Here is a 21,343-nt window from a genome sequence, read left to right as displayed (position 1 = left end):
AGCGGCAATCATACCCACCTGAAGTTCGGCATCACGTCACGATGCTCGTCTACCCCGACTCCGCCCAATTCGTTGATGACCTGCTTCAAGGCCTCCTTAGATTTCGAATCGCAGCTGGCTATCATCAGGAAGTGGCCGGGTGTCGTTTGCGCATTCTGCCGCCACAGCCCAAGGCGGCCGATCCTGACGCCGACCAATCCGCCGGCCCACCAGCCGATGATCGCGCCAAGCATGACAGCACCAACATACGCAACGGCCGTGGCACCGGCGCCCACGGAGACTCCATATCGCAAGATGACAAGCGCGCCCACAACCGCGCCGACGAATATTCCGGCGAGCGCCGCCTCTTCGCGGTACGTAGTCTGGCCGATGTCGGTCGCAGGAAAACCCTCAACTGGCTGATTGTCGCGCTGGACAAACCACGGCCCTTTGACGCGGGCCGGGGTACCGGCCAAATCGCCGCATCGCACTTGTGCCAGTCGTGCCGTGGCGGTGTCTTTCAGACTGAAATACAACAGCGTACGCATGAAGTCACCTCAATCTCGGTTTCCATTTCTAGCGAGCCGGCGGATGCCAGCCTGACTACCGCGACCGATGCTCCTGATGGCCCTGGTTCGAGTACAGGACGGTGAGCGCAGGTCTGGCCAGCCTTCGTTGACAGCGCGATCCCAGTCAATCAGCAGCGTGATGGCCTGATGCCATCTTGACGCTGCCAATCGCATGACGCCGAATCGCTGGGTGTTGCTTCCCTTCTGCGGCCTGCCTTCCAGGCGGTCGCGTAGAAGGCGCGTGACATGGATCGTCCGGTAAGTGGTCTCGGTGGATTCTCTCGGCACGATATCTTCCTTCATTGCCTGCCAGGGTGGCATGGGAACGGCAGTGTTGAACAGCTGTCACCGTTGTGGGCGCTGATCTTCCAGTGCCGACGGGTAATCATTTCCACCCATAGCGCATTGCTCAGGATCGTTACGGCATCTTCATTACGATGAGAGCACGGCTGCGCCAACCTGAAACGCGGAAGCGCAGCAACGAAGGCGGACACCAGCTTTTCGATCGGACTTGCGGAGAGGCGTCTCTCTCGCCAGACCTCGATTGCACCGATCCTGGCGAAAGATTGTCTTGCGTGGCTAATGGGGGATTGGGCGAACGGCGGTCGCCTCGTGGCATCTTGCATGAATGTTCCCGGAATCCCCATGAGTGACTTCAGGAGTCACCAGTCCTAAGACGTCATCGAGGGGGAGAGCCCGGAAACGAGTGCTTGGCAGACCAGAAGCACTTCGCTTCTGAAACGCTGCACCTAGTAGTATAGAGGGGTGATGCACATCGCCCTAACCCGCTTACAAATTGGCCAGGCTGGAGGCGCTGCGTCACGCACCTGCGGTGCCTGCTGGCGCGGACCGTTCGCCCGCTTCTGACGCTACACTGAATTGAATGGCCAGAGCCGTTGCCCCGGACGACATCGTCTCCGCCTCCATGTAGCCACAAGGTCCGAAATGAACCGCCTTCGGTACTCGGTGAACCTGTCCTATGAGATCCTGGATCCCACGGCAGACTTTCTGTTGCTTGTCGAAGCGGCAAAAACTGCAAGACAGTTCGTCGTCTCCGAGCATCTGGCGCTCACGCCACCGTTGCACGCCGCTCGCCACACGGGCCCACTCTGCAACCGCCTGCTCAGAATACGTGCGAATACGGGCCCGCTGGCCATCCGCTATGAAGCGGTGGTGGACATCGACCATCGCCTGGACGACGGCATGTCATTGACAGAGGTACCCGTCGCCGAACTCCCCTTCGAGGTACTTTCCTACCTGGCCCCGAGCCGGTATTGCGAATCCGACCGCATGATGGAATTCGCCATGCGCGAGTTTGGCGCCATGCGCCCCGGCTATTTGCGTGTGTACGCGATCCGGGAGTGGGTGCGCAACCATGTGCGCTTTCTTTCGCGATGCACCAATGAGCGCACCTCGGCGATCGATACGATTGTCGAGCGCACCGGCGTATGCCGGGATTTTTCTCACCTGATGATCGCGATCTGCCGCGCCCTGAGTATTCCCGCCCGTATGTCCAGCAGCGTGGACTATGGCGCCGATCCTGCCTTGGGCGCGCCGGACTTTCACGCCGTGGTCGAGGTGTTCCTGTCGGGCGGCTGGTACCTGCTCGATCCCTCGGGAGTGTCCATTCCGACTGGCCTGCTGCGCATCGGCACCGGCCGGGATGCCGCCGACATTCCGTTTGCCGCCATATTCGGCAAGGTCGCGTCGGAGCGGCCTTTTATCGAGATCCAGCCAATAGCTGACCCGGCTGCCGGCATTGGCCTGCCACTCGCAACGACAAGCGCCATCTCCACCTGGTGACCGGCATTAGCGCGCTTCGCCTTTATCCCCTCGATCTCCATGGCGGCGTTCCAGTCTTCGTATGCTTCAATCGGTTCCATGGCCTCGTCGACGAACGATGCCGCACGTTCCGCGGCAGCGGTCGGTCCCAGAAGAACATCTTCCCGACCGCCATCCTCCGTCTTCGGCGGCAGCAACATGTCTTCGAGAATGCCGCGAAGTTCCGAGGTATCCCATGACTTGCCAAGCCTCGTTTTTCTGTGCTGATAGTGGCGAACTTCCGAGTCTTGCTCGGCGGTAAGTGGCAAGCCTGGGAACGTCTGGCCTGAGTCAGGGTGGATCATGGTGCGCCTCCCTATCGGTCGGCTTACGTGGAATGAAGAGGTATCACCTTGCCGTGATATCGCGACTTGCCAGGCCCTTGCCCGGCTTACGACTTCCTCTTGGCGAGACCGTCGGTCCGCACCCGCGACTGAACAGTGCTAAACGGCGTTGCCGGTGCGACAGGCTTCTTCGGTTGCTTTGGTTTTTTCGCTTCGCGGTTGCCGCGTAGTTGGCTTTTTGCCATGAGAACTCCTATTGTGTTGCTTGCCGGTTGGCAACCCCAGCATACGCGCATAATCCTTGGCAAAGGGAATTACTTCGTCGAACTTCGTATGGCGCCAAGGCGTGAGAGTCCCTGTCCCTCGCGTCGCGACTGAACCCTTCCGCCTCGACCCAGTTGAGTACCCACCATCAGCAAAGTTTTGCTGGTTGTTCCTGCCCGAGGCTTCGCGCAGCCTTCGCCAGGTGCTCAGCTTGCGAGCTCATTGAGCGCGCATGAGGATCCGCGAGTGATAGCTGCAGAGGCTGCCCCGTCAATACCGGTCATTGCTTCTGGCCCCCGTGGGCGACCGAATAGGGTCGAGAGGCGTCTCCGGCGCCAAGCCGCCGGCAACAGGAGATGCCGGCGGCCGAGACCGGTTATCAAGAGCCACTGAGCAACCCAGCGGCAGGTCATCCCCGCGGTATTCCCGCACCGCCGAGATTGCGCGCAGGGGCCCAGTATGGGTCTCCGGCGCTTTCTGTCATGCACTCATACACATCCGACGTGGCCATGGTTGCGAGGGAGCCCACCGAGAATTCCTTGCCGCTCCACCGGCAAACGGCTGGAGGATTCGGTTGCAGCAGCCAGGCTGCCAGCACCACGCTCGCGAAGAGGGTCAGGATGATGGCGAATTGGGCAAATAGCAGCATGTGACACGCCGTGCCACTGCTTTGCCTGCAATCTGGCAATTGCCGTTGACCGGACCGCGATGCAGGCCTGATGTTCGGGCCGTTGAGATGGTCTAGCCATTCATCGAGATCGCGCACGATGCTGCGATAGTGGGCGCGTGAGATGTCGCTGGGAATTTGGCCGCCATAGTCCTCCAGCAAAACACGATAAATCGCCGCGGTTTCAACGCCTTCTGCAGCGGCAATGCGCTCGACGCGTCGTCCGATATTGAAACGTTGGCGTAGCAGCAACGGTCGGTCGTCTGGCGCCTCCGCGCTCAGTGTCACATGGTTGGTTTGATTAAACGTTGGTGCGGCAAACGTTGCACTGCCGCCGATGACCTGGCCTACGTTCCCGAGAAATTTGAAGCGCGATTCCATGCTCTTTTGAGACGGTCGCGCAGGTGCCAGTGAGGCGTGTCGCCACGCCACCGCCCTGGTGGTTGAAGCGAGAACCGCAATTTGACGGCATGTTGCACGCAGCATGTGTGCCACCAAAGTAGGGGGTGCGGCAGCACTTCCTACTTTGTGCGCTTCTTCTTTCCGCCGACATTGATAGTCACCGGCTCGTTCTGCTGGTAGTCGCCCTCGATGTTCTTCACTTCGCCAACTTGGCCATGGAACACCATGCCAATGCGGCCCGGCGTAGCAACTGGCGGTTGCATGCCGCTGATCAGCGCTAGTACGCCAGTTCGGCCTCGGGCGTCGAGCATTCGATACCCAGCAATTACAGCCTCTTCCTCTGCTGCCAGGCTGGACATGTTGCGGCGGCCGGTCACAACGTAAAGAACGTCCACGCCAACTGACGCTGCGATGTGCAGGAATTCCGCATTAGGCATAGCCGAGCCCTTCTCCCAAGCCAACTGGGAACCCTTCGAAGCGCCGCCCAGAGCGGCAAAGGCAGGTTGAGAGTAGCCAAGACGCTCACGTTCCTCTTTTAGTCGAGCGCCGATGCCGACTCTAATTTCTGTACCATCGCCGTTGACCATATCAGTTTTCTGTACCATAATCGGCGTGTAGTGCATCACTATCCCGCACAAGTATATCCGCCATGCACCGCGCCAAAGTCCCTGTCTCCCGTGCCCCGCGGGGCGTTGATTCAAAGAATCGGGTCACTGTCAGCCTGATGCCCGACGAATTGGAACGCCTCGCGAAGCGGGCAAAGCTGGAAAACCGCTCCGCATCGAGCCTGGCCCGTCTCTTCATCGTGGCAGGCATGGACGCCGAAGACGGCCGCGCTCCCAGCGCGTCGTGACCATTCCCCTTTCTGTCGAGGACAGCATGTATCCCGATCCGAAACGAGTGCGCGACAACCGCATCACCCTCCGCCTCGATGATTACGAGTTCGCCTTGGTCACCGCGCTGGCCAACTATGTCGGCGAGCAACCCGCGACGCTGGTCCGTGAAACGTTGCTTAACCAAGCGCGGCTTCTACTGCCCGTCGAGGCCAATGTAGAGCCTCGCCGCGCCTGACCCAAGACGACGAAGAGCCGCTCAAAAGATGCCGGAAATCGACCTGCACTTCACCGACCAGGAACTGGCCGCGTTGGAGCGCCTGCGTCAGCAGCAAGGGCTGGCGTCCCTGCAGCAAGCTGCCGAATGGCTTGCGAAGACATCCATCCGGCACGCCGCCGAGCGTATGACGGGCAAACGACGTGCTTTCAAATTGGTAGTACCTCCGGGGAAAACGCTGTGAAACTGACCTGCCCACATTGCGAATCGCGCATGAAGATCCGCACTAGCCGCGTGATATCGCTGCTCTCGAAAGAGAGCTACTGGCAATGCCCCAACATCGAGTGCGCCTACACCTGCAAGGCCATCACCTCGGTGATCTCTACCATCGCGCCCAGCATGCGCCCCAACCCCAAGGCGTACCTGCCCGTCGGCAAGGTACGTCCGGGGCTGATGGACGAGCGGCAGATGGACCTGCTGCCGACCTGACCCCGGCCTAGCCCCTCTCCCTGTTGATTCCTGGCTTCATGCCCCTACCCCCGGGGCGTGTGGGACTCTTTTTGCCTGAAGATTCATGAACCCATCGCTGCACAGCGAAGTCACCGGTCGCCTGCTGCGCGACTATGCCTTCAAGTCGAAGCGCGGCGGCGAGAAGCTGGAGGACGGCAAATGCCCGGCCTGCGGCAAGAAAACGCTGTGGGCGTTCGGCAATGCACCGTGGGTCGTGCGCTGCAACCGCCTGAACCATTGCGGCGCCGAGCTGCACATCAAGGAGCTCTATCCCGACCTGTTCGAGAGCTGGAGCGACCGCTTCCAGTCCACGCCCGAGAACCCCAAGGCCGCCGCCGACGCCTATATGCGCGACAGCCGCGGCTTCGACCTCGCCAAGGTACGCGACTGGTACGCCCAAGAGAGCTACTACAGCCACGAGCTGAGGATCGGCAGCGCCACCGTGCGCTTCGCGCTGGGCGCCGGCATCTACTGGGAACGCATCATCGACCAGGCGTACCGCTTCGGCTCGCGCAAGGCCACGTTCCAGGGCAGCTACAGCGGTATGTGGTGGCAGCCGCCGGTGCTGCAAACATCCAGCGCCGACGAGCTGTGGATCGTGGAAGGCGTGTTCGACGCGATCGCCCTCTGGCACCACGACGTGCCGGCAGTGGCGGCCCTGTCCTGTGTCAACTACCCGGGCACGGCGCTGGCCGCGCTGGCCGAGCAATGCGCCGCAGCTGGCCGGGCCCGTCCGAAGCTGGTCTGGGCTCTCGATGCCGACCCCGCTGGCACCCGCTACGGCAAGCAGTGGCTCAAGCGCAGCCGCGAGGCCGGCTGGGAAGCCTCGATCGCGCTGCCCAAGCAGATCGGCGCGAAGAAGCGCGACTGGAACGACCTGCACCAGCTCGGCAAGCTGTCCGCACAGGACCTGGATGAGTACCGCCACCTGGGCGCGCTGGTGGCCGCGCCGAGCGCGGCGGAGAAGGCACGGCTCATCTATGGGCGCACCGGCGTGAGCCAGTTCCCCTTCGACTTCGACAGCAAGCTGTACTGGTTCAAGATGGATCTGGAAGCGCTCAACCGCGAGATGGATGCCGTGCGCAGCGCGCACGACGACATGGATGAGTCGGAGATCCGCGACGAGGCCATGCTCAAGGCCGGCGTGGTGACGAACATCGCCACCTGTCTGCCCACCGTTCTGTACTACCAGGCCAACGCCGCCACCGACGAGGCCTGGTACTACTTCCGCGTCGCCTTCCCCCACGAATCGGAGCCGGTCAAGAACACCTTCACCAGCTCGCAGATCGCCTCGGCGCCCGAGTTCAAGAAGCGGCTGCTGGCCGTCGCGCCGGGCGCCTTCTACACCGGCACCGGCGGGCAGCTGGACGCCTACCTCAAGGAACAGATGCACCGCATCAAGAGCGTGCAGACGATCGACTTCGTGGGGTACAGCAAAGAGCACGGCTGCTATGTGTACGCGGATGTCGCAGTCAAGGACGGCAAGCTGTACACACTCAACGACGAGGATTTCTTCGACGTGGGGCGCCTGTCGATCAAGACTATCGGCGGCTCCGCCGGGCTCTCGCTGAACTCGGACCTGAAGGGATTCCGTCATGACTGGCTGGAGCTGATCTGGCGCGCCTTCGGCGCCAAGGCGATCGTGGCGCTGGCCTTCTGGCTGGGCAGCCTGTTCGCCGAGCAGATCCGCGAGGGCGAAGGGGTCAAGCAGAAGAGCTTCCCGTTCCTCGAGGTGGTTGGCGAGCCCGGCGCCGGCAAATCCACGCTAATCGAGTTCCTGTGGAAGCTGTGCGGCCGCCGCGACTACGAGGGCTTCGACCCGTCCAAGTCCTCGCTGGCGGCGCGCGCGCGCAACTTTGCCCAGGTGTCCAACCTGCCGGTGGTGCTGATCGAAGGCGACCGTGGCGAGGATGGCGCCAAGGTCAAGGGCTTCGACTGGAACGAGCTGAAAACCGCCTACAACGGCCGCAGCACGCGAGCCCGTGGCGTCAAGAACGCCGGCAACGAGACCTACGAGCCGCCCTTCCGCGGCGCGGTAGTCATCAGCCAGAACGCCGAGGTCAACGCCAGCGAGGCCGTGCTGCAGCGGATCGTTCACCTGTACTTCGACCGGGCCGGCCAGAACCCGGACACCTTTGCCGCGGCGCGGGCGCTGGAGCAGATGCCGGTGGAAGACGTCTCCGGCTTCCTGCTCACCGCGATCCTCAAGGAGCGCGAGATCCTCGCCTCCTACGTCGAGCGCATGCCGGTCTACCAGGACCACCTGGTCAAGCACCCCGACGTCAAGCACCAGCGCCTGGTCAAAAACCACGCCCAGGTGATGGCGCTGGTCGACTGCCTCGGACACGTGGTGCCGCTGCCCAAGGAATACCGCGATGCGGCGATCAAGCAACTGGTGACCATGGCGGTGGAGCGCCAGCAAGCTATCGGCGCCGACCACCCGCTGGTGCAGGAATTCTGGGAACTGTACGACCACATCGAATCGGCGGAGGAAGACCACGCCGTTCTCAATCACGCCCGGGGGGATGGCGGAACCATCGCCATCAGCCTGCGGCACTTCGAACAGGTGGCGAACGACCGTCGCCTCAACATGCCTCCGCTCACTGAGCTGAAGCGGGTGCTGCGCACCTCGCGGCAACGCAAGTTCATCGAGCTGAGGGTTGTCAACAGCGCGATCAATGCGCGCCACAACGCCGAGTATCCCGCCGCGCCAAAGCGGCCGACCACGGTCAAGTGCTGGGTCTTCGAGGATCGCTCGGGCAATAAAGGAGCTTGAGCATGAATGCCTTTCTCGTCTATGTCGTCTCGCACAGCGGCGTGCGCATGCAGTTCGCCGCAATCGCGCGCAGCCGCCTTGATGCGCAGCTCGGCGCGCTGGACCGCCTGACCGAGCCGCCCCGCTTCTGCTGCGCGCGCGCTATCGGGAGGGTCGCCTGATGCTCCCGCTTCTCAATCTCTGGATGATTGCTACAGCGATCGGCTCGATCTACCTGCTCAACGCGGGTGCCAAGCGCGCCCGCTGGGGCTCCCTGGTAGGACTGCTGGGCCAGCCGGCCTGGCTGTACCTGACGGCCGCGACCGGCGAGCCCGGCATGTTCTGGGTGAGCCTGTTCTTTACCGTGTGCTACGGCCGCGGCGTGTGGGATGGCTTCGTTCGCCGCGGAGCCCTCCATGGATAAGCCAGCCATCACCGATGCCGACCTGCGCCGCGCCCATCGCGCCATGCGAATCGCTACGCCGTTCGACGCCATGTCCGACCTGCTGCGCACCGCCCTGGCGGCGGCGGCTCGAGCCATGGCCAGCCGCGAACGGCAGCGGACGACACGCTGCTCCGCAGGGCGCATTTCTGACCTGAAGTGCCGCGCCGCCGGCGACTTCGACGATTGACCCAGCACTGGAGACACCATGCCAGCCAGCAAACACCGCAAGTCTCGCCGGCCGCGCCCCGCGCGCACCTGCGGCTTGCCTGTGATGTTCCGCTTCAGCCGCAACGCCGAGGTGGACCTGCAGCTCATCCCGCATGTCGAGCTGAGCAAGATCCTCGACGGTACTGCCACCGAGGCCGCATGGCACACGCTCGCCTTCCGCATCAATGTCGGGCAGGTGGTGGCTTCCCTCTATTACGCCGACAACCAGGCGCTGCGCGATGCCATGGATGCTGCCGTGATGGCGGTGTCCGCAGTGGGCAAACGGTTGGCGAGCCGTGGCGCGCTTGGCGTCACTGGCGACGAGTTCCGCGCGATCGGCCAGGGCCTGAACCTGACCGACGACATGCAGCGCGCCTGCACCCGCCGCCAATTGCTGGCGGCAACGCTGCGGGCAGAACGCCGCGCAACCGCCCAAGGCCCGGTAGCAGCCGGCCAGATCATTCACCTCGCAGAAGCAGCATGACCGACATCACGACCTCCCCCAAACCTGTGCCCTATGTCCAGCGCGTGGCGCAAATTATCTGCACCGGCCTGTACCCCGAGGCCGACGCGGCCGGCAAGACGCTGGCGGATTTCCCGAAATCGACCCGCGAAAACCTGTTGACCATCGCCGAGGCGATCCTGCTGGAAACCGCCACGGAAGCGCAGTCGGCGCAGCGCTACGCCTGGTGGGTGACGGCCCGCGACGAACTCGACGGCTTGGCGCCAGCGCAGCTAATCATTGGCGGGGCGCTCGACACGACTGAAGGCACGCCGCTGGCGATCGATGCCCACCAGCGCAAGCACTTCCTGAAGCCATGGCGCGAGAGACTTGCCATGCTGCTGCAGTTGCTGGTGTTGCCGCAGCATGAGGCTGGCGCCTTGGCCGCCTTCGCGCCGTCGCGTTCGTGGAGCGGCGCCGGACTGGAAGCGGCCCTGGGCTTGACCCAGTGCATCGGGGGGTCGAAATGAGAGCAATTCGCATCAAAGACGTAATCCAAAAGGTCAGCCTGAGCCAGTCGACGATCTACGCGATGATCGCCAAGGGACACTTCCCAAAGCCTTTTGAGTTGACTGCGGGACGTGTCGCATGGCTTGAAGAAGATATCGACGCGTGGCTGGCAGAAAAGGCTGGCCGCGCGGCGGCAGCGGCTGGTCCGCAGCGGATTTCCGGGATGGCGCAGGCACAACTGGGGTGAAAACTGGGGTTGGGGTAGGCTGACGATGCGAGACCCAAACCAGATAAGGTTTGGCGGGAGGTGTTAGACCCCCACCGCTTCCGCCAGACAACGAAAACGGCCCACACCACTGACTGGTGCGGGCCGTTTTTCATTGGGCGTCGTCGTGCACGCCTTGTTTCAGCAGCCGGTAGGCCTCGGCCTCGGATATTCGCAGCCGGTACTTTGTGGCCAGCACGCGCGCCAGCCCGCGGGCCGCGCCCGGAGGGCTGTGCCGCAGCTGCTCGCGGTAGGCCTCGACCTCATAGCGCAGGCGCCAGCGCCGGCTGGCCAGGTAAAGCACGCCCATCAGGCCCCAGCTGCGCCAGAACTGGCGCACGTGGACCTTCTCGTGCTCGATCAGCGCCTGGCTGGCGCCGGGGCGCAGCAGGATCAGCGGGCCGGGCGTGAAGCCGTCAAACCCGCGCGGGATCAGCCAGCGGGTTTCGATGACCAGACACAGGGGCGAGCGGCAGCAGCGAAGCATGCCTCTAGCATAGCGCGCCGGCCGTGCGCGTGCGTGCGGGGTCTGGCTGCCCGGTCAGGCGGCGGCACGCAGCGGTGCGGCCGGTGCAGCCGGGGTCGCCGGCATGCCGGCCTGGCCGCGCGAACGGCCCGAGCTCAGGTAGCCGGCGATCGATTCCTGCGTGACCTCGCCCAGGTAGGCGCCGTCGGCGCCCATCACCGGCAGCCAGCTGGTGTTGTGCTGGTACATGCGCGACAGCACGATGCGCAGGTGCTCGTCGAACGCTGCAGTGGCGGCGAACGGGCGCATCACGTCGCGGCACTGGCCCTGACCCGAACGCGCATCGCGGCGCGTGACGTAGCCCAGCGCCACCTGCGCGTCGTCCACCACCGGCAGGTGGCGCACGTCGGCGTCGTCCATCACGCCCAGCGCCTCGGCCAGCGGCATGCCCGGGTGGCAGCTCGGCGGCATGGTGGCGGCATCGCCGGCGCGCACCAGCAACAGGCGCTTGAGCGTGTTGTCATGGCCGACGAAGGCCTGCACGAACTCATCTGCCGGATGCGCCAGCAGCGCGTCGGGGTGGTCGAACTGCACCAGCTTGCCGCGGCGGAACACCGCGACCTTGTCGGCCAGCTTGATCGCCTCGTCGATATCGTGCGAGACCATGATCACGGTCTTGCCGAGCTGGCGCTGCATCTGCAGGAATTCGTTCTGGATGCTCTCGCGGTTGATCGGGTCGACCGCGCCGAAGGGCTCGTCCATCAGCAGCAGCGGCGCGTCGGCCGCCAGCGCGCGAATCACGCCGATGCGCTGCTGCTGGCCGCCGGACAGCTCGCGCGGATAGCGCGACAGCAGCCGGTTGGGATCGAGCTGCACCATCGCCATCAACTCGCGCGCGCGTTCGCGGCACTGCTTCTTGTCCCAGCCCAGCAGGCGCGGCACCACCATGATGTTTTCTTCGATGGTCATGTTGGGGAACAGGCCGATCTGCTGGATCACGTAACCGATCTTGCGGCGCAGCGTCACGCCGTCGAGTCCGCGCGTATCCTCGCCTTCGATGCGCACCGTGCCCGAGGTCGGCTCGATCAGCCGGTTGATCATCTTCAGCGTGGTGGTCTTGCCGCAGCCCGACGGGCCCAGGAAGACGCAGATCTCGCCGCGCGGCACCGTCAGCGACACGGCGTCGACGGCGCGCATCTCGGTGCCGTCTTTCTGCGGGAAGGACTTGGTGAGTTGGTCGAGTTCGATCATAGCCGGATTCCTTTCGGCGTCAGCGCCCGCTGCAACCACTGCAGGAAGGCGTCCGCCACGATGGCGAGCAGGCTGACCAGGACCGCGCCCACCGCCAGCTTGCTCATGTTGCTCTGGCTGATCGCCTGCAGGATCAGCACCCCAAGGCCACCCGCGCCGATGATGGCGGCAATGGTGGCTACCCCGATATTCATCACCACGGCGGTGCGCACGCCGCCGAGGATCACCGGCACCGCCAGCGGCAGGTCCACCAGCCGCATGCGTTGCCAGGTGGTCATGCCGATGCCGCGGCCCGCTTCCTGGATGCCGGGGTCGACATTGGCCAGTGCGGTGTAGGTGTTGCGCATGATCGGCAGCAGCGAGTACAGGAACACCGCCGTCACCGCCGGCACGTAGCCGAGCGCATGGCCGAAGCGCGCGAAGATCGGGATCATCAGCCCGAACAGCGCGATCGACGGCAGCGTCAGCACGATCGTCGCCAGCGCCAGCAGCGGCGTCGCCAGCGCGCGGAAGCGCGTGATCAGGATGCCCAGCGGCACCCCGATCAGGATCGCCAGCCCCACCGCCGAGCCCACCAGCGCGAGATGCTCGCCGGTCAGTTTGAGCAGCGTGGGCCAGCTGTGTTGCAGGTATGCGAACAAGTCCATGCGGCCCTCCTCAGATCAGTCCGTGGCCGCGCAGGAAATCCTCCGCCACCTTGTCCACCGGCTGCTGGCCGATGTCCACCTTGTAGTTCATGTCGGTCATGCTCTGGTTGTCGAGCGTGGCCGCGAGCGCGTTGAGCAGGCCGGCCAGCTCCGGATGCTGGTCGAGCACGGCCTTGCGCACCACCGGCGCCGCGTTGTACGGCGGGAAGAAATGCTGGTCATCCTCCAGCAGCACCAGGTCGAAGCCCTTGACGCGGCCGTCGGTGGCGTACACCAGGCCCAGTTCGACCTGGTTGTTCTTCAGCGCGGTGTAGACCAGGCCCGGATCGAGCTGGATCACGTCGCGGCGCGAGAACGGCAGCTGGTACAGCGCCTTGAGCGGCTCCAGCCCGTCCGGACGCGCCGCGAATTCCATGTCGACGGCGAACGGATGGCTGGCGTCGGCGCCGGCCTTGCGCATCTGCTCGGCAAAGGCCGACAGCGTGGTCGCGCCGCTGGCGGCCGCACGCGCCTTCGGCATGGCCAGCGCATAGGTGTTGTTGATGCCCGAGGCGTCGAGCCACACCAGCCCGCGCGCGCCGTCCATCTGCTTGACGCGCGCATAGCTTTCCCGCGCATCGAGCTTCTCCTCGACCTTGTTGAACACGATCAGCGCGGTGCCGGTGTAGTCCCACACCACGTCGAGCTGGTCGTTCTCCATCGCCTGGCGCATCAGCGTGCTGCCCAGGCCGGCGGTCAGCTCGGCATCGAAGCCCTTGGCGCGCAGGTAGCGGGTGGTCATCGACGACAGCAGCAGCTGTTCGGTGAAGTTCTTGCCGCCCACGCGGAGGGCGGCGCCCGCGGCCCGGGCCTCGGGCGCGGTGGCCAGCGCCAGGCCTGCGGCGAAGGCGGTCACCGCCGCCACCAGCAGCACGACCCGGCGCGCGCGGCGGCGGATGTATTGCATCTGCTTTTCCATGTCGGTGTCTCCCAGTTCAGCGCGCCAGGCCGCGGCGGCGCAGGTACAGCTGGCCGGCGGCGGCAAACAGTGCATCGAGCGCCAGCGCCAGCAGCGCGGTGGCGGCGGCGCCCAGCAGCAGCAGCGGCTGGTTGTTCAGGTAGATGCCCGGGAAGATCAGCTCGCCCAGGCTGTTGGCGCCGATCAGAAACGACAGCGGCACGGTGCCGACGTTGATCACCAGCGCGATGCGAATGCCGGCCAGCATCACTGGCAGCGCGTTGGGCAGCTCCACCCGCAGCAGGCGCTGGGCCGGGGTCATGCCGATGCCGCGCGCGGCTTCCAGCAGCGTGGGCGAGACATTGCGCAGGCCCTCGTAGGTATTGCGCACGATCGGCAGCAGCGAGGCCAGCCACAGCGCCAGGATGGCGGGCCGCTCGCCGATGCCGAGCACGGCCAGCGCCAGGGCCAGCACCGCCAGCGACGGCACGGTATTACCGACGTTGAAGACCTGCATCAGCCGGTCAGCCCAGCGCCGCATGCACGGGCGGCTCAGCGCGATGCCCGCCGGGATGCCGGTGGCCAGCGCCAGCGCCATCGACAGCACCACCAGCCGCAGGTGATCGGCGACGTCGTAGAGCAGGCGCTCCTGGTACTGGCGGATCACGTCGACGCCGATCCAGGCCACCAGTGCGGCCAGCGCGGCAAGCGTCAGTCCCGCCCAGGCCAGTGCCCGTGCCGGTTGCTTTGACATACTCTCCCCTTCTCCCGGCCCAAAAAGCGCGCAGCACGCCACTTTCCGGCGACGGAAAACAATATGGGCTGGTGTGTGCGGAGATGGGGCGCCACCAGTCCCGGTTCAGATTGCATTGCCGCCATGACCGGCACGATTGCCGGCGGACGGTCTGTGGATTCGTCCGCCGTGGGCGGGGAATCTCGATTGACGGGATGCCGTGGACGGCAGTCCCTGAAGCGGCGCAACCGGCGGTGCAAGCACATCGCGAACGGTTGGCCAGTGGCAGCGCAAGTATTGAAGTTTTCCGACGCGCCGCCGGTCCATCGGCCGTTGACTGGCAAGGGCTGGCGGTACTTTCCCCACCCCGCTTCTCGCATCAACGGATGACAAAGAGAGCGCTATTATAGCGATCTTCATCGATCTTGTCATCTTTGGCCTTTCTCGAGCCCATCTGGCACCGATCTTCGGGCTTCCCGGCGCCGCTACCGCAGGCTCAGGACCCGGCACACGCAGCGGGGCGATCGTTCTGAAATCGAAGCAGCGGCATGCGAGACTTGACGCACCAGCAGAACAATCTGTTGCCCGTGCGCCCTCTACTCTTTCCCCGCCAAACCACTAAATTGACGAGGTAGCTGAAACGACGGACCGCCGCCATCGACGCGCCGGACCGCCCCACAGGAGCAAGACATGGATACCCGTACCCTCGCCACCATTCCCGCCGCTGCCGCGGAAAGCGTGCAGCGCTCGCGCACCGTCGACCGCGTGGTGCGCGGCATCGCCACCTCGGACGGCGCCGGCGTCAAGCTGACGCGCGTGCTGACGCAGAACCTGCAGCGCCGGCTGGACCCGTTCCTGATGCTCGATGCCTTCGGCACCGACAGCAAGGACGACTACATCGGGGGCTTCCCCGATCATCCGCACCGCGGCTTCGAGACCATCACCTATATGCTGGCCGGGCGCATGCGCCATCGCGACAGCGCCGGCAACGAGGGCCTGCTGCAGAACGGCGGCGCGCAGTGGATGGTGGCCGGCGCCGGCGTCGTCCACTCGGAAATGCCCGAGCAGGAGGACGGCCGCATGGAAGGCTTCCAGCTGTGGCTGAACCTGCCGGCCGCCGACAAGATGACGGCGCCGTGGTACCGCGACCTGCCCGCCGCCGAGATCCCGACGGTGGCGCTGGAGCATGGCGCCACAGTGCGCGTGCTGGCCGGCGCGAGCCATGGCGTGGCGGGCGCGATCACGCGTCCGGTGACCGAGCCGGTCTACCTCGACGTCGAGCTGCCGGCTGGCCAGGACTTCACGCAGGCGCTGCCGGCCGGGCACAACGCCTTTATCTACGTGTACCGGGGCGAAGTCTCGGTCGGCACGGGCGATGACCGCGCCGTGGTCGAGGCGCAGCACATGGGCGTGCTGGACAACGCCGGCCAGGCTGACGGCGTCATCGTCAGGGCCGAGGCCGACGCGCGCTTCCTGCTGATCGCCGGCCGCCCGCTGAACGAGCCGATCGCGCAGTACGGCCCGTTCGTGATGAACACGCAGGAGCAGATCTACCAAACCCTGGCGGATTTCCGCGATGGGCGGTTTGCGACTGCTACGAGCGCGTAATCCGGCGCTGTTCTGCTCTCCAGTGTCACAAGACCGCCGCCTCCGGCAAGGAGGCGGCGGTTTTTTTCGTGCTGCTGCCGGCATGCGACTTGCAACCACCCGCCAACCGTTGCACAGACTGGACACCGGCCCGATTCGGGCCTTCCGGGCCCCGCGCACTTATATAATTCATCACCAATATCCGGCATCACGAAACCATGATGAATGCTGCAATGCGTCGCGGCGATGCTGCGCCACGCACTGCCGCGCTTTGACGCATCCCCGTTGCTGCCACTACAACAACCCGAGCCGCCTCAGTGACATCACAACTCCCTCCCCGGCTGGCGCTGGCCCATATCAGCAAGCGCTACCCGGGCGTCGTCGCCAACGACGACGTCAGCCTCAGCGTTGCGCCCGGCGAGATCCATGCCGTGCTGGGTGAAAACGGCGCCGGCAAGTCCACCCTGATGAAGATCATTTTCGGCGCGGTCCGACCGGATGCCGGCGAGATGCACTTCAACGGGGCGCCGGTCAGCATCGGCAGCCCGCACGACGCCCGCAACCTGGGCATCGCCATGGTGTTCCAGCATTTCTCGCTGTTCGACACGCTGACCGTCACCGAGAACATCGCGCTGGGCCTGCCGGCCGCACAGCAGGGCAATATGAAGCAGCTGGCCGAGCGCATCCGCGCCACCGCCGAACGCTACGGCCTGCCGCTGGAGCCCAGCCGTCATGTGCATACGCTATCGGTGGGCGAGCGCCAGCGCGGCGAGATCGTACGCGCGCTGCTGGCCAGCCCGCAGTTGCTGATCCTGGACGAGCCCACCTCGGTGCTGACGCCGCAGGCGGTGGAAACGCTGTTCGTCACGCTGCGCCAGCTGGCCGCCGAAGGCACCAGCATCCTCTACATCAGCCACAAGCTCGACGAGATCCGCGCGCTGTGCCATCACGCCACCGTGATGCGCATGGGCAAGGTCACCGGTGTATGCGATCCGCGCCAGGAAACCGCGGCGTCGCTGTCGCGGCTGATGATCGGCGGCGAGCCGCCGCGCGAGGCGCGCGTGGCTGCGCAGCGCGGTCCGGTGCGGCTGAGCGTGCAGGGCCTGTCGCTGCCGCGCGCGCACGCGTTCGCGACCGAGCTGAGCCAGGTTTCGCTCGATGTCCACGCGGGCGAGATCGTCGGCATCGCCGGGGTCTCGGGCAACGGCCAGCAGGAGTTGCTGGCAGCGCTGTCCGGCGAAGACACGCGCGCCGATGCCACCTCGGTGCAGCTCGAAGGCAAGCCCGCGGGCCGCCTCGATGCGCGCCAGCGGCGCCGAGCCGGACTGGCCTTCGTGCCGGAAGAGCGCCTGGGCCGCGGCGCGGTGCCGGGCATGAGCCTGGCCACCAATATCCTGCTGTCGCACCAGACCCCGCCCTATGTCCGGCAAGGCATGATCTCGCCCGGCGCCGCCAGCGGGCTGGCCTCGGCCGTGATCAACCGCTTCCGCGTCAAGGCCAGCGGCCCCCACGCGCTGGCGCGCAGCCTGTCTGGCGGCAACCTGCAGAAATTCATTGTCGGCCGCGAGATCGAAAGCGGCCCGAAGGTACTGATCGTGGCGCAGCCCACCTGGGGCGTCGACGTCGGCGCCGCGGCGCAGATCCACAACGAGATCCTGGCGCTGAAGGCCACCGGCTGCGCCATCCTCGTGGTATCGGAAGAACTCGACGAACTGTTTGCGATCTGCGACCGGCTGCACGTGATCGCCAAGGGCCGGCTGTCGCCGTCGGTCTCCGCCGAGACCGCCACGCGCGAGCAAGTCGGACTGTGGATGAGCGGATTGTGGGATGGCGGCCCGGCCCGGCCCCATGCCGGCACGGAGGTGGCAAGCCATGGCTGATGTGCGCACCCTGATGCCTCGCTCCCCGCTGACGCTGGCGCCACGCGGCATGCCCTCGCGCGCGATGGCCTACGCCTCGCCGGTGCTGGCGCTGGCGCTGACGCTCCTGTTCGGGGCGCTGCTGTTCCTGGCGCTCGGCAAGGACCCGGTGGCCGCGCTCAAGGTGTTCCTGGCCGATCCGCTGCGCGACAAGCGCGCGATCGGCGAGGTGCTGCTCAAGACCGTGCCGCTGGTGCTGTGCGCGCTGGGCCTGTCGGTGTGCTACCGCGCCAACGTGTGGAATATCGGCGCCGACGGCCAGCTGATTGCCGGCGGCATCTGCGCCGGCGCGGCGGTGCTGGTTTTCGATGTGCCGGGACAAACGATCAACGGCACCGTGGTGCTGGTGCTGGCGTCGCTGGCTGGCATCGTCGGCGGCATGGCGTGGGCATCGCTTACCGCGCTGCTGAAGGACCGCTTCAACGCCAACGAGATCCTGGTCTCGCTGATGCTGACCTATATCGCGCAGCAGCTGCTGCTGTGGGTGGTCAACGGGCCGCTGAAGGATCCCAACGGCATGAATTTTCCGCAATCGAAGGTGTTTTCGTCCGAATACCTGCTGCCCAACCTGATGACGGGCTCGCGGCTGCACGCCGGCTTTGTGGTGATGCTGGTGCTGGTGGCGGTGATGACGGTGTTCGTGTTCCGCAGCTTCGCCGGCTACCGGTTGCAGGTGGGCGGCACCGCGCCGGCCGCGGCGCGCTATGCGGGCTTCTCGGCGCGCAGCGCGCTGTGGAGCGCGCTGCTGATCTCGGGCGCCACCGCGGGCCTGGCGGGCGCGTTCGAAGTGGTCGGGCCGATCGGGCAGTTGCTGCCGTCGATCTCGCCGGGCTATGGCTTCACCGCCATCATCGTCGCCTTTATCGGCCGGCTGCATCCGGTCGGGACCGTGTTCGGCGGCATCATGATGTCGCTGTTCTATATCGGCGGCGAGATGGCGCAGTCGCGCCTGGGCCTGCCTTCGGCCATCGGCTGGGTGTTCCAGGGCATGCTGCTGTTCTTCCTGCTGGCATGCGACACGCTGATCGACAACCGCCTGCGCTGGCGCGCCACCACGGCCTGAGCGGAGCCCACCAAAGACATGGAACAACTCGCTCCCCTCATCGCCACCGCCATCAACGCCGGCACGCCGCTGCTGCTGGCAGCGCTGGGCCTGCTGATCAACGAACGCTCGGGCGTGCTCAACCTGGGCGCCGAAGGCATGATGCTGGTCGCCGCGGTGGCCGGCTTCATGGTCGGCTACCAGACCCAGTCGCCGCTGCTCGGCTTCGCCGCCGGCGCGCTGGCCGGCATGCTGATGGCCACGCTGTTCTCGTGGCTGGCGCTGGTGCTGGCCACCAACCAGGTCGCCACCGGGCTGGCGCTGTCGATCTTCGGCACCGGGCTGTCGGCCTTCATGGGCCAGCGCTTCGTCGGTTTCGCCATGCCGGCGCAGGCCAAGGCCGTGCCGGGACTGGCCGACCTGCCCTTTGTCGGGCCGGCGTTCTTCCAGCATCACTGGATGGTGTATTTCAGCCTGCTGCTGTGCCTGGCCATCATGTGGTTCCTGTTCCGCACGCGCGCGGGGCTGACGCTGCGCGCGATCGGCGAATCGCCGGAATCCGCGCACGCGCTGGGGTACCCGGTGCGCACCATCCGCTTCGGCACGCTGCTGTTCGGCGGCGCCTGCTGCGGGCTGGCGGGCGCCTACCTGTCGCTGGTCTACACCCCGATGTGGGTCGAGAACCTGGTGGCGGGCCGCGGCTGGATCGCGCTGGCGCTGACCACCTTTGCCACCTGGCGCCCGGGCCGCGTGCTGGTGGGCGCGTGGCTGTTCGGCGCCGTGACCATCCTGCAGTTCTACCTGCAGGGGATCGGCGTAGCAGCGCCGCCGCAGTTCCTGTCGATGCTGCCCTACGCCGCCACCATCGTGGTGCTGGCGCTGATCTCGCGCAATCCGGCGTGGATACGCCTGAACATGCCGGCGTCGCTGGGCAAGCCGTTCCGCCCCGGCAACGCCTGATCGTTTTTTTTGACGGAAATCCCCGAGCCATCAACGATTCACACAAGGAGAAATCATGATCGTCACGCGCAGGAAGACCCTGGCGGCGCTGGCCGCCACCGCCGTGCTGGCCCTGGCCGGCTGCGGCAAGAAAGAGGCCGACAAGCCCGCCGAAACCGCCGGCGCCGCCTCCGCGCCGGCTGCCGGGCAGGCCGCCGAGCCGCTCAAGGTCGCGTTCGTCTATATCGGCCCGGTCGGCGATGCCGGCTGGACCTTTGCGCATGACAACGGCCGCAAGGCGGTCGAAGAGAAGTTCGGCAACAAGGTCAAGACCACCTTCGTCGAGAACGTGCCCGAATCCGCCGCCGACGCCGAGCGCGTGTTCCGCGACCTGGCCAGCCAGGGCAACAAGCTGATCTTCGGCACCACCTTCGGCTATATGGAGTCGATGCTCAAGGTGGCGAAGGAATTCCCTGACGTGAAATTCGAGCACGCCACCGGCTTCAAGACCGCCGACAACCTGGCCCAGTACGACGTGCGCACGTATGAAGGCGCCTACCTGGCGGGCGTGGTCGCCGGCAAGATGAGCAAGACCGGCAAGATGGGGGTGGTGGCGTCGGTGCCGATCCCCGAGGTGATCCGCAATATCGACTCGTTCACGCTGGGGGCGCGCAGCGTCAACCCGAACGCCACGGTCAAGGTGGTGTGGGTCAACAAGTGGTTCGATCCGGGCAAGGAACGCGAAGCCGCGACCACGCTGATCGGCCAGGGCGTCGACATGCTGATGCAGAACACCGACTCCGCCGCCGTGGTGCAGACGGCGCAGGAAAAGGGTGTGCATGCCTTCGGCTGGGACAGCGACATGACCAAGTTCGGCGACAAGGCCCACCTGGCCGCGTCGGTGATCTCGTGGGGCGTCTACTACAACAAAGTGGTCGAAGACGTGCTGAACAACCAGTGGAAGAACAGCACCACGTGGTGGGGCCTGAAGGAAGGCATGATCGACCTGAAGAGCTACAACGCCGACGTGCCGGCTGACGTCAAGGCCCTGGTCGACGAGCGCAAGAAGGGCATCATCGACGGCACCGCGCCGATCTGGAAGGGCCCGATCAAGGACAACACCGGCAAGGAACAGCTGGCCAGGGACCAGGTCGCGGACGACAAATTCCTGCACGGCGTGAAGTTCTATGTCGAGGGCGTGGAAGGGAAGATTCCGGGTTGAGCATCCGCGCGCACCTCCGGAACTTGAAGCCGGCGAGACCGGCCCAACCTCTCTGCGTATGCGCCAGTGTCAGGCGCCCGCCATGTGAAGGAGGCCTCTCATGTTGAAGCGTTTTTCGGCCCTGTGGACGCTGGTTCGCCGCGACGGCCGCCTGTTCTGGTATGCGCTGCGCCATCCGGACGCGCCCGCGTGGCTCAAGCCCGCCGCCCTCGGCCTGCTGTTCTACGCGATCTCGCCGATCGACCTGGTGCCCGACGTGGTTGCCGGCCTGGGGCTGGTCGACGACGTGGTGCTGATCCCGCTGGCCGTCCACCTGATCCTGAAGCGCCTGCCGCCGCATATCCTGCGCCAGGCGCAGGCGCGCGCGACCGCCACCACGGTCCGGCCACACTGAAGCGGCCAACAAAAAAATCCCCGGGACACCGAGTGC

Annotated in this window: 26 protein-coding genes and 1 pseudogene; 18 read left to right on the top strand and 9 right to left on the bottom strand. The window is 65.5% G+C overall.

Translation table 11 applies throughout. The features are described 5' to 3' along the window. Window positions 1-8: 8 nt before the first annotated feature. On the bottom strand, window positions 9-527 hold the full coding sequence (locus tag ACEI37_RS15175; protein WP_326347394.1) for a hypothetical protein: 519 nt from the start codon (window positions 525-527) through the stop codon (window positions 9-11). 966 nt (window positions 528-1,493) lie between these two features. Between ACEI37_RS15175 and ACEI37_RS15170 the strand changes: the two genes are divergently transcribed. Beyond that, window positions 1,494-2,351 carry a transglutaminase family protein gene (locus ACEI37_RS15170; RefSeq protein WP_326347393.1) on the top strand — a complete coding sequence of 286 codons (858 nt, stop codon included), beginning with the start codon at window positions 1,494-1,496 and terminating at the stop codon, window positions 2,349-2,351. Window positions 2,352-2,371: 20 nt separating this feature from the next. Here ACEI37_RS15170 and ACEI37_RS15165 read toward each other — a convergent pair. From ACEI37_RS15165 to ACEI37_RS15155, 3 genes and pseudogenes are all read right to left on the bottom strand, one after another. Beyond that, window positions 2,372-2,674: pseudogene (locus tag ACEI37_RS15165) on the bottom strand (hypothetical protein); the annotation flags it as partial. A gap of 652 nt (window positions 2,675-3,326) precedes the next feature. Then, window positions 3,327-3,965, bottom strand: coding sequence for a hypothetical protein (locus ACEI37_RS15160; RefSeq protein WP_373379599.1), 639 nt, complete (start codon window positions 3,963-3,965; stop codon window positions 3,327-3,329). Between the two features lie 140 nt (window positions 3,966-4,105). Then, window positions 4,106-4,609: a helix-turn-helix domain-containing protein gene (locus ACEI37_RS15155; protein ID WP_373379598.1), complete on the bottom strand. Its 504-nt coding sequence runs from the start codon at window positions 4,607-4,609 to the stop codon at window positions 4,106-4,108. Between the two features lie 101 nt (window positions 4,610-4,710). On the opposite strand from ACEI37_RS15155, the gene ACEI37_RS15150 reads away from it, so the two are divergent. The 11 genes from ACEI37_RS15150 (at window position 4,711) to ACEI37_RS15100 (ending at window position 10,152) form a co-directional block, all read left to right on the top strand. After that, entirely contained in the window at window positions 4,711-4,839 is a 129-nt protein-coding gene (locus tag ACEI37_RS15150) for a hypothetical protein (RefSeq protein ID WP_277915533.1), read from the top strand. Window positions 4,840-4,865: 26 nt separating this feature from the next. Next, complete coding sequence (locus ACEI37_RS15145) at window positions 4,866-5,057, top strand: hypothetical protein (protein ID WP_041232294.1); 192 nt, start codon at window positions 4,866-4,868, stop codon at window positions 5,055-5,057. A 28-nt stretch (window positions 5,058-5,085) separates the two neighbouring features. Further along, a complete protein-coding gene (locus tag ACEI37_RS15140; RefSeq protein ID WP_012352201.1) occupies window positions 5,086-5,280 on the top strand; it encodes a hypothetical protein in 195 nt (64 codons plus the stop codon). Continuing rightward, the gene (locus ACEI37_RS15135) at window positions 5,277-5,525 is read left to right on the top strand and encodes an ogr/Delta-like zinc finger family protein (protein ID WP_012352200.1); all 249 of its coding nucleotides are present in this window, start codon (window positions 5,277-5,279) and stop codon (window positions 5,523-5,525) included. Before ACEI37_RS15140 ends, ACEI37_RS15135 begins: the two co-directional genes overlap by 4 nt. A gap of 85 nt (window positions 5,526-5,610) precedes the next feature. Further along, on the top strand, window positions 5,611-8,322 hold the full coding sequence (locus tag ACEI37_RS15130; protein ID WP_373379597.1) for a toprim domain-containing protein: 2,712 nt from the start codon (window positions 5,611-5,613) through the stop codon (window positions 8,320-8,322). A gap of 2 nt (window positions 8,323-8,324) precedes the next feature. Continuing rightward, window positions 8,325-8,483: a hypothetical protein gene (locus tag ACEI37_RS15125; RefSeq protein ID WP_326347388.1), complete on the top strand. Its 159-nt coding sequence runs from the start codon at window positions 8,325-8,327 to the stop codon at window positions 8,481-8,483. After that, the gene (locus ACEI37_RS15120) at window positions 8,483-8,725 is read left to right on the top strand and encodes a hypothetical protein (RefSeq protein WP_326347387.1); all 243 of its coding nucleotides are present in this window, start codon (window positions 8,483-8,485) and stop codon (window positions 8,723-8,725) included. Before ACEI37_RS15125 ends, ACEI37_RS15120 begins: the two co-directional genes overlap by 1 nt. Beyond that, complete coding sequence (locus tag ACEI37_RS15115) at window positions 8,718-8,933, top strand: hypothetical protein (RefSeq protein WP_373379596.1); 216 nt, start codon at window positions 8,718-8,720, stop codon at window positions 8,931-8,933. The genes ACEI37_RS15120 and ACEI37_RS15115 overlap by 8 nt, the downstream gene beginning before the upstream one ends. 18 nt (window positions 8,934-8,951) lie before the next feature. Next, on the top strand, window positions 8,952-9,437 hold the full coding sequence (locus tag ACEI37_RS15110; protein WP_373379595.1) for a hypothetical protein: 486 nt from the start codon (window positions 8,952-8,954) through the stop codon (window positions 9,435-9,437). Further along, the gene (locus ACEI37_RS15105; protein ID WP_373379594.1) at window positions 9,434-9,925 is read left to right on the top strand and encodes a hypothetical protein; all 492 of its coding nucleotides are present in this window, start codon (window positions 9,434-9,436) and stop codon (window positions 9,923-9,925) included. The genes ACEI37_RS15110 and ACEI37_RS15105 overlap by 4 nt, the downstream gene beginning before the upstream one ends. Further along, the gene (locus tag ACEI37_RS15100; RefSeq protein ID WP_116378361.1) at window positions 9,922-10,152 is read left to right on the top strand and encodes an AlpA family transcriptional regulator; all 231 of its coding nucleotides are present in this window, start codon (window positions 9,922-9,924) and stop codon (window positions 10,150-10,152) included. Before ACEI37_RS15105 ends, ACEI37_RS15100 begins: the two co-directional genes overlap by 4 nt. Before the next feature lie 130 nt (window positions 10,153-10,282). Here ACEI37_RS15100 and ACEI37_RS15095 read toward each other — a convergent pair whose 3' ends face one another. From ACEI37_RS15095 to ACEI37_RS15075, 5 genes are read right to left on the bottom strand one after another with little or no spacing between them, the layout of a single operon-like run. Continuing rightward, window positions 10,283-10,657 (bottom strand): hypothetical protein, encoded by a 375-nt coding sequence (locus ACEI37_RS15095; RefSeq protein ID WP_373379593.1) that lies wholly within the window; start codon window positions 10,655-10,657, stop codon window positions 10,283-10,285. A gap of 54 nt (window positions 10,658-10,711) precedes the next feature. Then, on the bottom strand, window positions 10,712-11,887 hold the full coding sequence (locus ACEI37_RS15090; protein ID WP_373379592.1) for a betaine/proline/choline family ABC transporter ATP-binding protein: 1,176 nt from the start codon (window positions 11,885-11,887) through the stop codon (window positions 10,712-10,714). Further along, window positions 11,884-12,534, bottom strand: a complete 651-nt coding sequence (locus ACEI37_RS15085; protein ID WP_012352190.1) for an ABC transporter permease — start codon at window positions 12,532-12,534, stop codon at window positions 11,884-11,886. The genes ACEI37_RS15090 and ACEI37_RS15085 overlap by 4 nt, the downstream gene beginning before the upstream one ends. A 10-nt stretch (window positions 12,535-12,544) precedes the next feature. Then, complete coding sequence (locus tag ACEI37_RS15080; RefSeq protein WP_373380264.1) at window positions 12,545-13,480, bottom strand: glycine betaine ABC transporter substrate-binding protein; 936 nt, start codon at window positions 13,478-13,480, stop codon at window positions 12,545-12,547. Window positions 13,481-13,508: 28 nt separating this feature from the next. After that, window positions 13,509-14,225, bottom strand: coding sequence for an ABC transporter permease (locus ACEI37_RS15075; RefSeq protein ID WP_373379591.1), 717 nt, complete (start codon window positions 14,223-14,225; stop codon window positions 13,509-13,511). Between the two features lie 669 nt (window positions 14,226-14,894). Between ACEI37_RS15075 and ACEI37_RS15070 the strand changes: the two genes are divergently transcribed. The 6 genes from ACEI37_RS15070 (at window position 14,895) to ACEI37_RS15045 (ending at window position 21,307) form a co-directional block, all read left to right on the top strand. Next, window positions 14,895-15,812, top strand: coding sequence for a pirin family protein (locus ACEI37_RS15070; RefSeq protein ID WP_373379590.1), 918 nt, complete (start codon window positions 14,895-14,897; stop codon window positions 15,810-15,812). Between the two features lie 296 nt (window positions 15,813-16,108). Next, complete coding sequence (locus ACEI37_RS15065; RefSeq protein ID WP_373379589.1) at window positions 16,109-17,671, top strand: ABC transporter ATP-binding protein; 1,563 nt, start codon at window positions 16,109-16,111, stop codon at window positions 17,669-17,671. After that, window positions 17,664-18,773 carry an ABC transporter permease gene (locus ACEI37_RS15060; RefSeq protein WP_373379588.1) on the top strand — a complete coding sequence of 370 codons (1,110 nt, stop codon included), beginning with the start codon at window positions 17,664-17,666 and terminating at the stop codon, window positions 18,771-18,773. The genes ACEI37_RS15065 and ACEI37_RS15060 overlap by 8 nt, the downstream gene beginning before the upstream one ends. A gap of 18 nt (window positions 18,774-18,791) precedes the next feature. Continuing rightward, window positions 18,792-19,712, top strand: a complete 921-nt coding sequence (locus tag ACEI37_RS15055) for an ABC transporter permease (RefSeq protein ID WP_373379587.1) — start codon at window positions 18,792-18,794, stop codon at window positions 19,710-19,712. Window positions 19,713-19,767: 55 nt separating this feature from the next. Then, window positions 19,768-20,913, top strand: a complete 1,146-nt coding sequence (locus tag ACEI37_RS15050) for a BMP family ABC transporter substrate-binding protein (protein WP_373379586.1) — start codon at window positions 19,768-19,770, stop codon at window positions 20,911-20,913. A gap of 100 nt (window positions 20,914-21,013) precedes the next feature. After that, window positions 21,014-21,307: a YkvA family protein gene (locus tag ACEI37_RS15045; protein ID WP_373379585.1), complete on the top strand. Its 294-nt coding sequence runs from the start codon at window positions 21,014-21,016 to the stop codon at window positions 21,305-21,307. The last annotated feature ends 36 nt before the right edge of the window (window positions 21,308-21,343 follow it).

Origin of the sequence: Cupriavidus nantongensis (assembly GCF_041726985.1) — a bacterium.
Classification (GTDB): Bacteria; Pseudomonadota; Gammaproteobacteria; order Burkholderiales; family Burkholderiaceae; genus Cupriavidus; species Cupriavidus nantongensis_A.
This window is presented reverse-complemented; position numbering and strand designations above follow the sequence as displayed.

Coding starts and splice junctions, on each gene's coding strand:
- ACEI37_RS15060 (WP_373379588.1), top strand. CDS start 17,664: ATGGCTGATGTGCGCACCCTGATGCCTCGCTCCCCGCTGACGCTGGCG.
- ACEI37_RS15160 (WP_373379599.1), bottom strand. CDS start 3,965: ATGGAATCGCGCTTCAAATTTCTCGGGAACGTAGGCCAGGTCATCGGC.
- ACEI37_RS15085 (WP_012352190.1), bottom strand. CDS start 12,534: ATGGACTTGTTCGCATACCTGCAACACAGCTGGCCCACGCTGCTCAAA.
- ACEI37_RS15130 (WP_373379597.1), top strand. CDS start 5,611: ATGAACCCATCGCTGCACAGCGAAGTCACCGGTCGCCTGCTGCGCGAC.
- ACEI37_RS15070 (WP_373379590.1), top strand. CDS start 14,895: ATGGATACCCGTACCCTCGCCACCATTCCCGCCGCTGCCGCGGAAAGC.
- ACEI37_RS15100 (WP_116378361.1), top strand. CDS start 9,922: ATGAGAGCAATTCGCATCAAAGACGTAATCCAAAAGGTCAGCCTGAGC.
- ACEI37_RS15105 (WP_373379594.1), top strand. CDS start 9,434: ATGACCGACATCACGACCTCCCCCAAACCTGTGCCCTATGTCCAGCGC.
- ACEI37_RS15055 (WP_373379587.1), top strand. CDS start 18,792: ATGGAACAACTCGCTCCCCTCATCGCCACCGCCATCAACGCCGGCACG.
- ACEI37_RS15155 (WP_373379598.1), bottom strand. CDS start 4,609: ATGCACTACACGCCGATTATGGTACAGAAAACTGATATGGTCAACGGC.
- ACEI37_RS15175 (WP_326347394.1), bottom strand. CDS start 527: ATGCGTACGCTGTTGTATTTCAGTCTGAAAGACACCGCCACGGCACGA.
- ACEI37_RS15075 (WP_373379591.1), bottom strand. CDS start 14,225: ATGTCAAAGCAACCGGCACGGGCACTGGCCTGGGCGGGACTGACGCTT.
- ACEI37_RS15140 (WP_012352201.1), top strand. CDS start 5,086: ATGCCGGAAATCGACCTGCACTTCACCGACCAGGAACTGGCCGCGTTG.
- ACEI37_RS15150 (WP_277915533.1), top strand. CDS start 4,711: ATGCCCGACGAATTGGAACGCCTCGCGAAGCGGGCAAAGCTGGAAAAC.
- ACEI37_RS15095 (WP_373379593.1), bottom strand. CDS start 10,657: ATGCTTCGCTGCTGCCGCTCGCCCCTGTGTCTGGTCATCGAAACCCGC.
- ACEI37_RS15170 (WP_326347393.1), top strand. CDS start 1,494: ATGAACCGCCTTCGGTACTCGGTGAACCTGTCCTATGAGATCCTGGAT.
- ACEI37_RS15045 (WP_373379585.1), top strand. CDS start 21,014: ATGTTGAAGCGTTTTTCGGCCCTGTGGACGCTGGTTCGCCGCGACGGC.
- ACEI37_RS15125 (WP_326347388.1), top strand. CDS start 8,325: ATGAATGCCTTTCTCGTCTATGTCGTCTCGCACAGCGGCGTGCGCATG.
- ACEI37_RS15110 (WP_373379595.1), top strand. CDS start 8,952: ATGCCAGCCAGCAAACACCGCAAGTCTCGCCGGCCGCGCCCCGCGCGC.
- ACEI37_RS15115 (WP_373379596.1), top strand. CDS start 8,718: ATGGATAAGCCAGCCATCACCGATGCCGACCTGCGCCGCGCCCATCGC.
- ACEI37_RS15120 (WP_326347387.1), top strand. CDS start 8,483: ATGCTCCCGCTTCTCAATCTCTGGATGATTGCTACAGCGATCGGCTCG.
- ACEI37_RS15145 (WP_041232294.1), top strand. CDS start 4,866: ATGTATCCCGATCCGAAACGAGTGCGCGACAACCGCATCACCCTCCGC.
- ACEI37_RS15050 (WP_373379586.1), top strand. CDS start 19,768: ATGATCGTCACGCGCAGGAAGACCCTGGCGGCGCTGGCCGCCACCGCC.
- ACEI37_RS15080 (WP_373380264.1), bottom strand. CDS start 13,480: ATGCAATACATCCGCCGCCGCGCGCGCCGGGTCGTGCTGCTGGTGGCG.
- ACEI37_RS15090 (WP_373379592.1), bottom strand. CDS start 11,887: ATGATCGAACTCGACCAACTCACCAAGTCCTTCCCGCAGAAAGACGGC.